This is a genomic window from Acinetobacter sp. SwsAc5 (assembly GCF_013391485.1).
GTDB lineage: Bacteria > Pseudomonadota > Gammaproteobacteria > Pseudomonadales > Moraxellaceae > Acinetobacter > Acinetobacter towneri.
On sequence record NZ_JACAXD010000010.1, the window covers coordinates 15,885 to 29,495 of the forward strand.

Annotated in this window: 11 protein-coding genes; 8 read left to right on the top strand and 3 right to left on the bottom strand. The window is 40.2% G+C overall.

Translation table 11 applies throughout. The features are described 5' to 3' along the window. Positions 1-207: 207 nt before the first annotated feature. Positions 208-564 (top strand): hypothetical protein, encoded by a 357-nt coding sequence (locus HYG89_RS07515; RefSeq protein WP_096901797.1) that lies wholly within the window; start codon positions 208-210, stop codon positions 562-564. Between the two features lie 124 nt (positions 565-688). Here HYG89_RS07515 and HYG89_RS07520 read toward each other — a convergent pair whose 3' ends face one another. Together HYG89_RS07520 and prpF are read right to left on the bottom strand one after the other, a co-directional pair. Then, positions 689-1,624, bottom strand: coding sequence for a polyprenyl synthetase family protein (locus HYG89_RS07520; RefSeq protein ID WP_178866902.1), 936 nt, complete (start codon positions 1,622-1,624; stop codon positions 689-691). A gap of 194 nt (positions 1,625-1,818) precedes the next feature. Next, the gene (gene prpF / locus HYG89_RS07525) at positions 1,819-3,009 is read right to left on the bottom strand and encodes a 2-methylaconitate cis-trans isomerase PrpF (protein WP_178866904.1); all 1,191 of its coding nucleotides are present in this window, start codon (positions 3,007-3,009) and stop codon (positions 1,819-1,821) included. A gap of 321 nt (positions 3,010-3,330) precedes the next feature. Between prpF and HYG89_RS07530 the strand changes: the two genes are divergently transcribed. The 6 genes from HYG89_RS07530 to HYG89_RS07555 all read left to right on the top strand — a co-directional run bounded on the left by HYG89_RS07530 (position 3,331) and on the right by HYG89_RS07555 (position 11,933). Continuing rightward, a complete protein-coding gene (locus HYG89_RS07530; protein ID WP_178867000.1) occupies positions 3,331-4,686 on the top strand; it encodes an amino acid permease in 1,356 nt (451 codons plus the stop codon). Positions 4,687-4,969: 283 nt separating this feature from the next. Further along, complete coding sequence (locus HYG89_RS07535) at positions 4,970-6,088, top strand: ABC transporter ATP-binding protein (protein ID WP_178866906.1); 1,119 nt, start codon at positions 4,970-4,972, stop codon at positions 6,086-6,088. Positions 6,089-6,122: 34 nt separating this feature from the next. After that, on the top strand, positions 6,123-7,139 hold the full coding sequence (locus HYG89_RS07540; protein WP_178318218.1) for an extracellular solute-binding protein: 1,017 nt from the start codon (positions 6,123-6,125) through the stop codon (positions 7,137-7,139). A gap of 87 nt (positions 7,140-7,226) precedes the next feature. Continuing rightward, complete coding sequence (locus HYG89_RS07545; protein WP_178866908.1) at positions 7,227-8,849, top strand: iron ABC transporter permease; 1,623 nt, start codon at positions 7,227-7,229, stop codon at positions 8,847-8,849. A gap of 355 nt (positions 8,850-9,204) precedes the next feature. After that, entirely contained in the window at positions 9,205-10,476 is a 1,272-nt protein-coding gene (locus tag HYG89_RS07550; RefSeq protein ID WP_178866910.1) for an OmpP1/FadL family transporter, read from the top strand. 323 nt (positions 10,477-10,799) lie between these two features. After that, positions 10,800-11,933 (top strand): OmpP1/FadL family transporter, encoded by a 1,134-nt coding sequence (locus tag HYG89_RS07555; protein ID WP_178866912.1) that lies wholly within the window; start codon positions 10,800-10,802, stop codon positions 11,931-11,933. Positions 11,934-12,006: 73 nt separating this feature from the next. Here the strand turns inward: HYG89_RS07555 and thrH are convergent, their stop codons facing one another. Then, positions 12,007-12,624 (bottom strand): bifunctional phosphoserine phosphatase/homoserine phosphotransferase ThrH, encoded by a 618-nt coding sequence (gene thrH, locus HYG89_RS07560; RefSeq protein ID WP_178866914.1) that lies wholly within the window; start codon positions 12,622-12,624, stop codon positions 12,007-12,009. A 190-nt stretch (positions 12,625-12,814) separates the two neighbouring features. On the opposite strand from thrH, the gene HYG89_RS07565 reads away from it, so the two are divergent. Beyond that, complete coding sequence (locus HYG89_RS07565; RefSeq protein ID WP_178866916.1) at positions 12,815-13,546, top strand: phosphoadenylyl-sulfate reductase; 732 nt, start codon at positions 12,815-12,817, stop codon at positions 13,544-13,546. Positions 13,547-13,611: the final 65 nt, after the last annotated feature.

Here is a 13,611-nt window from a genome sequence, read left to right on the forward strand (position 1 = left end):
ATTTTTTCCAAAACACCAATTGAGCGGTTCGTTGCAAAGTTTTTAAATTTATAGAGAGATCATCGCAACTTCAGGTTTCAGCTTAGTTTAAGCCGCACAAAATTTTGTGTAGTTTTTGCAACTTAGACCCTGAGTTTCTTTAATTTTTCACCCAGAGTGTGCTATTCCTAGTAAGCATTAAAAATTTGAATAATAAGGAGTAAACACATGAGCTTAGACTATACCCACAAACCAAATTACTTTATGTTTGCGCAATTATTTATTCGTCATTTGCAAAATTATTTTGAAAAACATCCTGACGCACAAAATGCAATTTTTGACCTGCGTGATATTTACGAGTTATTTCGCCAAGACAAAGCATCTGCCACCATTAATTTAGACGGCATTATGAATATTGCAGATGAATACCGCCTTGAAACCTTACAAGGCGATCAAAAATTAATTAGCCGTTATGCGATTGATCCACAAAATAATTCTTTGTTGGTAGATTTTAACCGCGAGGCTTTAGACAGCTTAAAACAAGGCAAAGCAATTTTACCACCTGATGCAACGCTACAAGAATAAAGCCGTATAGAATCTGCATTAAAGTGTGTTGCTTAAAACAGCCAACACTTTCATAAAGCACAAAAAAGCGAGCATCTGCTCGCTTTTGAGTATTGAGAGCCACAAGCCCTCCATCTAGAATAATTTAGCTTTTACGTGACAATAAAAACTCGGAAATTTGCTGTAACTCTAAGACGGTATCAGTTTTAAAATATGCCAACGCAGCAAAGGCTTGATCGTGCAATTCTTGTGCATAAGCTTGTGCTTTTTCCAAGCCCATGAGTGCAGGATAGGTCGATTTTTCAACTTGTTCATCTTTCCCTGCAGTTTTACCTAGTACTTCAGTATCCGAAATAATATCTAAAATATCGTCTTGTACCTGAAAGGCTAAACCAATCGCCTGTGCATATTCACGCAATTGCGGAATCGCTTTATCTCGCCCATCAAACACGGTCACAGCTGCCATCATCACCGCTGCAGAAATTAAAGCCCCTGTTTTATTGCGGTGGATATTCTCCAAAGTCGCCTGGTCAACCTGTTTACCTTCAGACTGCAAGTCTAAAACCTGTCCACAGACCATTTTTGAAGAAGCAGTGGCTAAAATTTGCATCTGTTTGAGCACAATGCCTTGATCTACTGCAACAGCCTGATCAAACAAACGACTGCCTAAAATTTCAAATGCCATCGACTGTAAGATGTCGCCTGCCAACAATGCTGTATCTTCACCATACGCTGCATGGCACGTCGGTTGCCCACGACGCAACAAGTCATTGTCCATACACGGCAAGTCATCATGTGCCAATGAATAGCAATGAATCAGCTCAATCGCAACTGCAGCACGGCGTACCGCAGCAGAGTTTTGATTCGGTCTTAATGCTGCGGTGGCATAACACAAGGCAGGGCGAACACGTTTTCCACCCAACATGACGGCATGATGCACGGCAGACTTTAACGGTTCTGGCAATGCAAAAGCCTCTAAAGCGGTAAGCAAGTCTTGCTGAATACGTTGTTGGGCTGCGGTTAATGCATGCGCCTGTAAATCGTGAAGTGATGACACATTCGCCTCGAGTGGTTGGTTCATGTCTAATAAGCAGTAAGCTGCCTGTGTTGCAGCATTGTACCTGTAATTCAAAGTTTTTTAAGCCTTAACTGAACTGATATAACATTTCAGCCATAAGAAAGCCCCTATCGAAATAGAGGCTGTATTTAGTTAACTAGAGTCTATGACACTTCGTCTATCCTATCCTTCACTGCGCCTTGCACTGCAAACAAAACTTATTCTAATGTTTCCGCAGGTACACGCACCCAACCTTCCATTAATACACGTGCACTACGGCTCATCAGGGCTTTTTTCACTTGCCATTGTCCATTTTCGTGTAAGGCTTGCGCACCCACACGAAGCGTACCTGATGGATGTCCAAAGCGCACTGCTTCACGCTCTCCCCCGCCCGCAGCCAAGTTGACCAATGTTCCCGGAATGGCTGCAGCTGTACCAATCGCGACTGCTGCTGTACCCATCATGGCATGGTGTAATTTACCCATCGACAATGCACGTACCAATAAATCGGTATCTTCAGCCTGAATTTGTTTACCACTTGAAGATACATAACTTTTTGGCGCAGAAACAAAGGCAATTTTTGGCGTATGCTGGCGTTTTTCAGCTTCAGCAATTTCCTGAATCAACCCCATTTGTTTAGCCCCATAAGCGCGAATAGTTTCAAAACGAGCCAAAGCTTGCGCATCACCATTGATTGCATCTTGCAGTTCTGTGCCTGTATAACCAATTTCTTCTGCATTTAGGAAAATTGTTGGAATACCCGCATTAATAAAGGTCGCTTGGAATGTTCCAATATCTGGCACATGCAAAGTGTCCACCACATTTCCAGTTGGGAACATCGCCCCACCTTCTTCGCCATCATCGGCAGGGTCTAAGAATTCAATTTGTACTTCTGCGGCAGGAAAAGTCACGCCATCCAACTCAAAATCACCCGTTTCCTGCACCTGACCATGCGTCATTGGAACATGCGCAATAATGGTTTTTTCAATATTTTTCTGCCAAATACGTACGGTACAAATGCCGTTTTGTGGAATTTTACTGGCATCAACCAAGCCATTGCTGATCGCAAATGCACCGACTGCAGCTGTTAAGTTACCGCAGTTGCCACTCCAATCGACAAATGGCTGATCAATCGAAACTTGCCCAAACAAATAATCGACATCGTGATCGGGTTGAGTGCTTTTGGCTAAAATTACGGTTTTACTGGTACTTGAGCTTGCACCGCCCATTCCATCAATTTGTTTGGCATAAGGGTCTGGACTGCCAATCACACGTAATAAAATTTGATCTCTAATTTTGCCTGGCTGCTGTGCCGCTGCAGGTAAATCATCAAGTTTAAAAAATACGCCTTTACTGGTACCGCCGCGCATATAAGTCGCTGGAATTTTAACTTGTGGTGCAAAACGCATGAATTTTATTCCCTTGTTTTTTGATTGTTATGGCCATATAAAAAGACCCTTTTGCATCATAACGGTTTTTATTCAAAAGGTATCGCGGTCTTGACTTAAGTATAAAAAAACAACATTTGGTAAATTTTACCCTAACCAGTCATCTTGATTTATAAGGCAAAAATAAAATTAATATATTGATTCACTTATCTTTTATACAAATAAAAACCATAAAATATTTTAATATTTATCATAAATTTATTTCATTATTGTCTAGCTACTAGGCTAATGAAATTTGATCTATTACAATCTTGTCACTTTTTCCTTGTCGGGCTGAATACTTTGAACAACGAGTCTTCACAACTTCAGCGTGGCTTAAAGAACCGCCATATTCAATTGATTGCCATGGGTGGCGCAATTGGTACAGGCTTATTCTTAGGTTCCGCGCAGGTCATCCAATCTGCTGGCCCTTCTATTATTTTGGGTTACGCCATTGGTGGTCTTATTGCATTTTTAATTATGCGCCAATTGGGGGAAATGATTGTTCATGAGCCCGTTGCAGGATCATTCAGTCACTTTGCCTATAAATATGCAGGTAAATTCCCTGGCTTTTTAGCAGGTTGGAACTACTGGATTTTGTATATTTTGGTGGCAATGGCAGAACTCACCGCAGTTGCCAAATATATTAACTACTGGTGGCCGCATATTCCTGCTTGGACTTCGGCATTGTTCTTTTTCATTGTGATTACCATTATTAACTTGGGCAATGTAAAGTTCTATGGTGAGTCAGAATTCTGGCTAGCAATCATTAAAGTCGCTGCTGTGGTTTCGATGATTGTGTTTGGTTTATATCTCTTACTTTCTGCAGATGCCAATTCAACCGCATCATTCAGCAACCTTTGGGCGCATGGGGGGTTCTTCCCGAATGGCTTTGAAGGTCTGTTCTTCATGCTTGCATTCCTCATGTTTGCCTTTGGCGGCATTGAGTTGATTGGTATGGCTGCCGCAGAAGCGCAAGATCCTGAAAAAACCATTCCTAAAGCCATTAACCAAGTGGTGTTCCGTATTCTAATTTTCTATATCGGTTCACTCACCATTCTATTGTCTTTAGTGCCTTGGAATCAGTTAGATTTAGGTGGTTTAGATAAAAGTCCATTCGTAATGATTTTTAGTCAAATGGGCATTGAATGGGCAGCGCACTTACTGAATTTCGTGATTTTGACTGCGGCACTTTCTGTGTATAACAGTGGGATGTATGCCAACAGCCGTATGCTGTTTGGTTTGGCCAAACAAGGTAACGCACCAAAAATTTTCCTAAAAGTGAATAAACAAGGTGTGCCAATTCCAGCAGTATTATTCTCTGCGGTATTAATTTTCGGCTGTGTATTGTTGAACTACTTTGTACCTGAAGAAGCTTTAAGCCACCTCATGTATATTGTTGTGGGTGCATTGGTTTTAAACTGGGCGATGATCAGTTTGACTCACCTCAAATTTACCAGCACACTGAAAAAATTAGCGATTCCAACCAAATTCCCTGCACTCTGGTCACCATTCAGCAACTATTTGGTTTTAGCGTTTATTGCAGTGGTACTTTATATTATGTGGACACAAGGCTTTAAAGAATCAGTCATTATGATTCCTCTATGGGTGGTCTTGATGTACATTTTATTTAGAGTGCTTAATGCGAAAAAACCTTAATTTGCATAGTACGCATAGTACAGATTTCTAAAAATTAAAAAGTTATTGCTTCGGCAGTAACTTTTTGCTTTTAAGCCCCCCTTTTAATAGCCCATAAATAAAGTGCTGCACTTAAAATAATTTAAATTCCAACCCATTCTTTTCAGTTGATATTTCAACTTTTTTGTAGCAAAAGCTACATCATTTACATTCTAATCATTTACATTCTAAATGATAAAAAGACTCTACATGAGAAGAGTTCTTAGTTATCATTTGAGCACAAAATTTGTCGTGTGAATAAACTATGAATGCGTACGCTGCTCAACCTGCCAATGTCTTGACGATCCAACAGCTCAGTAAAAAGTTTGGTTCGCGTTTTGCAGTGCAACAAGCAACATGGTCAGCGATGAGTGGACAAATTGTGTGTTTATTAGGTCATTCAGGCTGCGGCAAAACCACAATGCTACGTCTGATTGCAGGCTTGGAAACACCAAGCAGCGGCACAATCCAACTGGAACAAAATACCTTGTGGAGTGAGCAAGCACAGATTCCTGCGGAAGCACGCAATATTGGTTTAGTGTTTCAGGATTATGCACTTTTCCCACATTTAAGTGTGTTAGACAATGTTATGTTTGGCTTAAAGAAATTTCCCAAAGCGCAGCGGGAAACCATTGCCAAACAAGCTTTAGCGCATGTTTCCATGTTGCATCATCAAGATAGCTACCCATATACACTTTCAGGCGGCGAACAACAACGCGTTGCCTTAGCACGTGCCTTAGCACCAGAACCGCAAGTTTTGTTGATGGATGAACCTTTTTCAAATTTGGATCATCGTCTGCGTGATCAAATTCGTCAAAATACCATTCAACTCCTCAAACAAACTGCAACGACTACGGTTATCGTGACACATGACCCAGAAGAAGCATTGCAAATTGCCGATCAAATTATTTTGATGCATCAAGGGCAAATTATTCAAATTGGTTCACCGAAACAACTTTATTTACAGCCTAAAACGTTATTTGCTGCACGCTATTTTTCCACATTGAATGAAATCCCAGCGCAAATCGATCACCAAGAAATTCATACCGTATTTGGCAAGATTGATTTGCCAGAACATACCACCGCTCAAGATTCACTGGTCTGCTGCTTCCGTCCGCATCACTTGCGTGTCAGCCAAACACCAAGTGAAAATGCGTTGCCCGCAAGCGTTGTGTCATCCAGTTTTATGGGTCATGCACAACAACTGCATCTAAAACTACGCGATCATGATCTCACGCTTTTAGCACAAGTGAACCACCTTCAAGATATTCAACCTACTGATCAGGTCTATGTTTCTGTCGATTTAAACAGCTGTTATTACTTGGCTTCTGATGAGCAATCAGCCACCACACCGCCTTCTTCTCAGACCGCGATTCAGGTTTAGATTTCAATTTAAATTTTTTAATTAGGAATACTGTATGAAACCATTGTCGAAACTATCATTGCTTGTTACAGGTCTACTTGCATTTGGTGCAAGTGTCGCACAAGCAGCGGAAGTCAATTTATACACCACACGTGAACCTGTGCTCATTCAAACTTTATTGACTGAATTTACCCAAAAAACTGGGGTAAAAGTGAATACGGTTTTTATTAAAGATGGTTTATTAGAACGTGTGAAAGCAGAAGGCCGTCGCTCGCCTGCCGACGTTATGTTGACTGTAGATTTTGGGAATTTGGTTGATTTGGTTGAAAGTGGTCTAACTCAGCGCGTGAGTTCTAAAACCTTAAATAGTGCAATTCCTGCCAATTTACGTGCTGCCAATGGTCATTGGTATGCCTTGTCGATGCGTGCACGTGCAGTCTACGCCTCTAAAGACCGTACACCGCTTAATGCGATTACTTATGAAGATTTAGCCAATCCAAAATGGAAAAATAAAATCTGTATTCGTTCAGGCAACCATCCATATAACACTGCTTTAATTGCAGCGTATATTGCCCATCATGGCGAAAAACAAGCCGAAACTTGGTTGCGTGGCGTAAAAGCCAATTTAGCCCGTCCAGCCAGCGGTGGTGACCGTGATGTGGCACGTGATATTTTAGGAAAAATTTGTGATATTGGCGTAGCCAATACCTACTATGTCGGCACGATGCGTACAGGCGATGCCGAACAACAACGTTGGGGCAATGCCATTAACGTGGTACTTCCGCGTTTTAAAAATGGTGGAACGCATGTCAACGTATCGGGTGCAGTGGTTTCAAAACATGCACCAAACCGCAAAGAAGCCGTGCAACTGCTTGAGTTTCTAGCTTCAGATCATGCACAAGCCATCTACGCACAAAACGGCTTTGAATACCCAGTCAAACCTGGGGTAAAAATTGACCCTATTATTGCCAGCTTCGGTAAACTCAATATCGACTCGATTCGCTTAAGCGATATTGCACGTCACCGTAAAGCCGCCAACTTATTGGTCGATAAAGTCCAGTTTAACCGCTAAAATTTCCTGCTTTTGTCTTACAGTGCAGCGCTTTGCACTGTAAGATGCTCTGCTGCTCCCTCCCCCTTATTTAGTACCTCTATCGCAATGCTTAAAAATAAATTTAATTTTTTATTTTCGCTCAGTGGGTTATTGACGCTACTCGCCTGTTTACCTGTGCTCGCTTTAATTTGGACAGCATTACAAGGTGATAGCGAAATTTGGGGGCATCTGCTGCGTTATGTAATTCCACACACGTTGGCAGAAACAGGGATTTTATTGTTGGGTGTGGGTATTCTCACCATCCTGATTGGTACAGGCAGCGCATGGATTGTAACAGCATATCAATTCCGAGGTCGTGCATTTTTAGATTGGGCCTTACTGCTGCCTTTAGCCGTACCAACTTATATTATTGCGTATAGTTATATCGACATTTTGCACCCCATTGGCCCTGTGCAAAGTATCCTGCGGGATGGGTTTAATTTAGAATTACAACAGTTTTGGTTTCCTAATATTCGTACAGTTTGGGGCGGCATCTTCTTGCTTAGCTTTGTACTGTATCCGTATGTGTATTTAAGCACCCGTGCAATGTTTCTGATGCAATCGGCCAGTTTAATTGAGGTTGCACGTACATTAGGATTAAAACCCGATCAAGTGTTTTTACGTGTTGCAATTCCACTGGCACGTCCTGCAATTGCTGTGGGTACTAGTCTGGTTTTAATGGAAACCATTAATGATATTGGTGCAACAGAATTTTTAGGCATTAAAACCTTAACTTTGTCGATTTATTCAACCTGGACCAATCAGTCCGATTTAGCCAGTGCTGCACAAATTGCCATTTTCATGTTGATGATTATTACCTTATTGGTGTTAGTAGAGCGTTTAGGACGACGTAAACAGCGCTATATGAACTCGGCTCAACGCAGCCGTTTAATGCCTGCACAATCGGTCAAAGGGCTTAAAGCGCTTGTGTTACTAGGCGTGGGCTTAATTCCTGTTTGTATTGGCTTTTTAATTCCAACCAGTCATTTATTGGTCGAATCCTATAAACGCATTCAATATGCAGGCTTTTCAGATTTCCTATTACAAGCCTCAATCAACACACTAATCCTTGCCAGTCTTGCAACTGTGGTAACTATTTTGATTGGTTTCTTTATTGTCAGTGCGGCACGTTTTAGCAAACACAACTGGTTTAGCCGTATTGCCAGTTTAGGTTATGCCATTCCAGGAACTGTTTTAGCCATTGGTCTCATGCTAGCTTTGGGCAAAATTGATCGTGCCATTGCAGATTTTTTAGAATTTAAGTTAGGGATACACACAGGTTTATTATTTCTCGGTACTAGTTTTACCCTTATTTATGCTTATGCTGTGCGTTTTTTAGCTATTTCGGTGGGCGGCATTGAGTCAGGCTATAACCGTATTCATGGTGTTTTTGATGATGCTGCACGCAATTTAGGGCAAAACAACTTTGCACTGTTGTGGCGTGTACACCTGCCATTATTACGCCCTGCTATTATTTCTGCAGCTTTATTAATTTTTGTAGATTGCATGAAAGAGCTACCTGCCACTTTGTTGCTCCGTCCCTTAAATATGGAAACACTCGCTACTCAGCTATATGCAGAAGCCTCTAGGGGCACTTATGAAGATGGTGCCGTAGCAGCTTTATTAATTGTATTGGTTGGGCTGATTCCTGTCATTCTTTTGGCAAAGCTTGGAAAAACCACACGTTAATGCACCCCATTTTGTTGCAAGATATGCCTTACAACAAAATGAAATTCGATAAAAAGTATTTTTTTTAACCAATTAAAAACATTTAAACAAGAGATTGATTTTTAAATTTTATTATTTAATTTCAATCACTAACAAGCCAAAATCCCAAACCAATTAGAACAAATACTCTATTCAGCGTGTTTTTTATACTGATTAGTTTTTTCTAGAGCATTTACTCTTATTTTAATTGTGATATTTTTGTCACATGGAGTAACAAATGGTCTCGGTTTGCACAAATCGAAATCATCCTAAATGAAAGCTTAAAGCATCAACAAAAACTGTCATAAAAGACTTTATAGCCCAAGGGAAATGTATAATGAAACTAAAAGCACTTAGCACAGCAATGATTTTAGCAACTGTACCAATGACGGGGGCATTTGCTGCTGCTCTAGATCGTTCAGGTCAGTCAATCTCTGCATTTTTGCAACCTGGTAACTACTTTGAAGCAGGTATTTCTGTACTAGATCCAAATGTCTCAGGTAAAGTACGTAATGGATATTCACCAAGCGCAGCACCTCCAAGTGCGATTGGCTTACAAAATACTAATCTAAGTGACATGGGCGATGATTATTATTTTCCAAGTGCTGCACTAAAACTACAAGTAACAGATCATTTTTCTTTTGGTTTACTTTACGACCAACCATTTGGTGCAGATGCTACTTACTCACTATCTGATACAGTATCAGTTGCTGCTGGTGGTGTAGGCCTTTTTCATAATGGTACTGAGTCAACAGAAGTTGAAGTCAAAACGCAAAGTATTTCAATGATATTTGGTTATCAACCAACTGAAAATTTTAATTTTTATGCTGGCCCTGTCTATCAAACAGTTGAAGGTGATGTTCAACTTCGTGGTTTAGCATATGGTGGAAATGCTACTTTTGGTGGCTATAATGCAAGTATTAAAGAAACTGGTGATATTGGCTGGTTAGCTGGTGCGGCTTTCCAAATTCCTGATATTGCATTAAAAGCATCTGTTACATATCGCTCTGAAATTGAACACTCTGTAAATGTTAAAGAAAGTTTTAATTCAGCTGGTCTATTTGCTGGTTTAAATGCAGCACCTTCTCTAAATACAGATATCACGACCCCACAATCTGTAAACCTAGATTTCCAAACAGGCATCATGGCAAATACAGTTGCTTTTGCTAATGTTCGTTGGGTTGATTGGTCAAATTTCTCTATTCAACCTTATAAGTTTGGTTTAGCAAGTAAAAATGCACTTGTACAAAGTCAAAGTGGTAAGCCTGAATTTGATCTTGTTGCATATACTGACGACCAAATTTCTGCAACAGTAGGTGTTGGACGTAAGTTAAATGATCAATGGGCAGGTAACGTTTCTGTAGGTTGGGACTCTGGTGCAGGTAATCCTGTAACCACGCTAGGTCCAACAGAAGGTTATTGGAACGTAGGTTTAGGTGCTCAATTTAGCCCAACACCACAAACTTTCATTGCTGGCGGCGTGAAATACTTCTGGTTAGGTGATGCTAAAGCCCAAACTGGCGCTCAGTTTGATACAGCAGGTTATGTAGCAGAATTCAAAGATAACCATGCAATTGCATACGGCCTAAAAATGGGCTACAAATTCTAATTATTAATGCTGAAAAAACCATCTGTAAAGATGGTTTTTTCTTTTTCAACAATGACATCCACGCTCTTTTTTATACACTTGCGATTCATTTGAGCAACAAATAAACACTTAAATATTTTGCATAATATTCAATCAGCCACTCAGCATCCAAAAATAAATCTATATAAATCATAAAATTAATATTTTTTTTAGTGTTTTTACTCTACACAAGTACATTTTTTAACTTTTAAGTTCATTTATTCTGCGAAGTCGAGCATTTACTCTTTTTTTAAATATGTTACTTTTCCTGCACTTTTTGTTACATAAAGCATCAGGGAACGACCATGAAGCTCAATAAAATCTATTCGGCTATTTTACTTAGCACTCTCCCACTTACACCTGCGCTTGCTGCTGGTTTAGATCGTTCTGGTCAGTCTATTGCTGCATTTTTACAATCAGGCAATTATGCAGAAGCAGGTATTTCAGTTTTAGATCCAACAGTTAAAGGAAAAGATCTTATAAAAAATAACGTCAGCGATATGGCTGAAGATTATTACTTCCCTTCCGCTGCAATTAAAGTACAAGCGACTGAACAAATTTCTTTAGGTCTTTTATATGACCAGCCATTTGGTGCAGATGCGATGTATAGCCTAGAACAGAGCATGTTTACTAATGGAATTGAAGGCACAAAAGTAGAAGTGGAAACACACAACCTTACTGCTTTAATTGGTTACCAACCTACAGAAAACTGGAATTTCTACGCTGGTCCAGTTTGGCAAACCGTAAAAGGCACAGTATCGTTACGTGGGCTTGCATACGGAGGTGAGGATAAACTTGGCAGCTACGACATTAATTTAAAAGAAGATGATGCTTACGGCTGGCTTGCTGGTTTTGCTTATCAAATTCCTGAAATCGCATTGAGAGCTGCGGTTACCTATCGTTCAGAAATCAAACATGAACTCGATACAACTGAAACTTTTGGGTTTGGCGCAATTCAACGACCAAATGCACTCACTGAAGTTGTAACTCCGCAATCAGTAAACATTGATTTTCAAACAGGTGTTGCAGCCAATACTTTAGCTTTTGCAAATATTCGCTGGGTACATTGGGATCAATTTGCCGTTAGCCCTAAATTTTTAAATACAGCATCTGGCAACAACCTCATCGACTACTCAGATGACCAATGGTCTGCAACAGTCGGTGTAGGCCGTAAATTTAACAATCAATGGTCTGGTTCTGCTTCTGTAGGTTGGGATTCTGGTGCAGGTAACCCTGTAACTACTTTAGGCCCTGTTGAAGGCTTCTGGAGCGTAGGTTTAGGTGGTCAATATAGCCCTGCGGAAAATTATTTTATTCAAGCTGGCGTAAAATACTTCTGGTTGGGTGATGCCACTGCACGTACGGGTACAACAGACGTTGGTGAATTTGAAGACAACTATGCTTTGGGTTATGGTCTAAAAATCGGCTACCGCTTCTAAATCAATGCACTGTTAATATCGCATAAAAACAAAGGGCATCAAATGATGCCCTTTATTGTATTCAGCTTCGGAATTAAGCTGGAATATCACGTACCGAAGCACCACGAATTGCTTCTTTTAATGCTTCATAACCATAAATTGCAGGGAATTGTGGGAATTCTGCAATCACATTTTCAGGTGCATCAAATAAGAAACCATGATCCGCTTCACCTAGCATCGTGGTGTCGTTATATGAATCACCTGCAGCAATTACACGGAAATTTAAACCGTGTAAGGCTTTAACAGCTTGACGTTTTTGATCAGGTTGACGCAATTTATAAGCGGTAATCATGCCATTTTCATCTGATTCTAACTTGTGGCAGAAAATTGTTGGCCAACCCAATTGCTTCATCAACGGATGTGCAAATTCATAGAACGTATCTGAAAGAATAATCAATTGGAAGTGTGTGCTCACCCACTCGACAAACTCTTTCGCGCCAGGGAATGGCCCCATATCAGCAATCACCGCTTGAATATCATTCAAACCCAAACCATGCTGTTTTAGAATATTTAAACGCTGAGTCATCAACACATCGTAGTCAGGAATATCACGTGTAGTTGCTTCAAGTTCTTTAATGCCAGTTTTTTTAGCAAAGTTAATCCAAATTTCTGGAACTAACACACCTTCAAGATCAAGACATACGATTTCCATGGGTTCTCCCAAAATACCTGTAAAAGTTTTTCCCTATCATAGCCGAAGATTTGCTATTTGCCTTGTTCTTTTTTAAATCTATTTCATTCATAAGCATTTATTTTTTAGTGATAAGACCTTTTTAGGAATTCCATTAAAATAATCCGCTCAAGAACAAAGATTAGCCCTCAAGCCGACTGCAGGAAGACTTATGCACACCATTCCCACCATAGATATCGTTGATGCACTCGCAACCGAATATGCAGACAAATCGCCTAGCGAGATTTTAAAACTTGCTTTGAACCAGCAGGGTGAAGTTGCAATTTCTTTTTCTGGCGCAGAAGATGTGGTACTGATTGATATGGCGTCTAATTTAGGTTTGCCATTTCGTGTATTTAGTTTAGATACAGGACGTTTGCATCCTGAAACCTATCAATTTTTAGAAACTGTACGCAAATATTATAATATTGAGATCGAAATTTGCTTTCCTGAAACCGAAACAGTCCAACAATTGGTACAAGAAAAAGGCTTATTTAGTTTTTTTGAAGATGGACATCAGGAATGTTGCGGAATTCGTAAAGTTCAGCCTTTACGCAAAAAGCTGGCAACACTAGATGGCTGGATTACAGGACAACGTAAAGACCAAAGTCCGGGTACACGCCAAGATATTCCTGTCGTACAAGCAGATGCAGGATTTTCAGGTCCTAACAAGCAATTAATCAAATACAATCCACTGGCAAACTGGTCAAGCAGTGACGTGTGGAATTATATTCGCATGATGGAAATTCCATACAATCGTTTGCATGAAAAAGGTTTTATTTCAATTGGCTGTGAACCTTGCACCCGGCCTGTGTTGCCAAATCAACATGAACGTGAAGGTCGTTGGTGGTGGGAAGAAGCAACGCACAAAGAATGCGGTCTACATGCTGGAAATTTAAAATAATACATCTATTACTACAATAAAAATCACAGTTTTACTGTGATTTTTATTGACTTGCGATGGCGCAA

Coding starts and splice junctions, on each gene's coding strand:
- thrH (WP_178866914.1), bottom strand. CDS start 12,624: ATGGAAATCGTATGTCTTGATCTTGAAGGTGTGTTAGTTCCAGAAATT.
- HYG89_RS07545 (WP_178866908.1), top strand. CDS start 7,227: ATGCTTAAAAATAAATTTAATTTTTTATTTTCGCTCAGTGGGTTATTG.
- HYG89_RS07565 (WP_178866916.1), top strand. CDS start 12,815: ATGCACACCATTCCCACCATAGATATCGTTGATGCACTCGCAACCGAA.
- HYG89_RS07520 (WP_178866902.1), bottom strand. CDS start 1,624: ATGAACCAACCACTCGAGGCGAATGTGTCATCACTTCACGATTTACAG.
- HYG89_RS07550 (WP_178866910.1), top strand. CDS start 9,205: ATGAAACTAAAAGCACTTAGCACAGCAATGATTTTAGCAACTGTACCA.
- HYG89_RS07515 (WP_096901797.1), top strand. CDS start 208: ATGAGCTTAGACTATACCCACAAACCAAATTACTTTATGTTTGCGCAA.
- HYG89_RS07555 (WP_178866912.1), top strand. CDS start 10,800: ATGAAGCTCAATAAAATCTATTCGGCTATTTTACTTAGCACTCTCCCA.
- HYG89_RS07540 (WP_178318218.1), top strand. CDS start 6,123: ATGAAACCATTGTCGAAACTATCATTGCTTGTTACAGGTCTACTTGCA.
- HYG89_RS07535 (WP_178866906.1), top strand. CDS start 4,970: ATGAATGCGTACGCTGCTCAACCTGCCAATGTCTTGACGATCCAACAG.
- prpF (WP_178866904.1), bottom strand. CDS start 3,009: ATGCGTTTTGCACCACAAGTTAAAATTCCAGCGACTTATATGCGCGGC.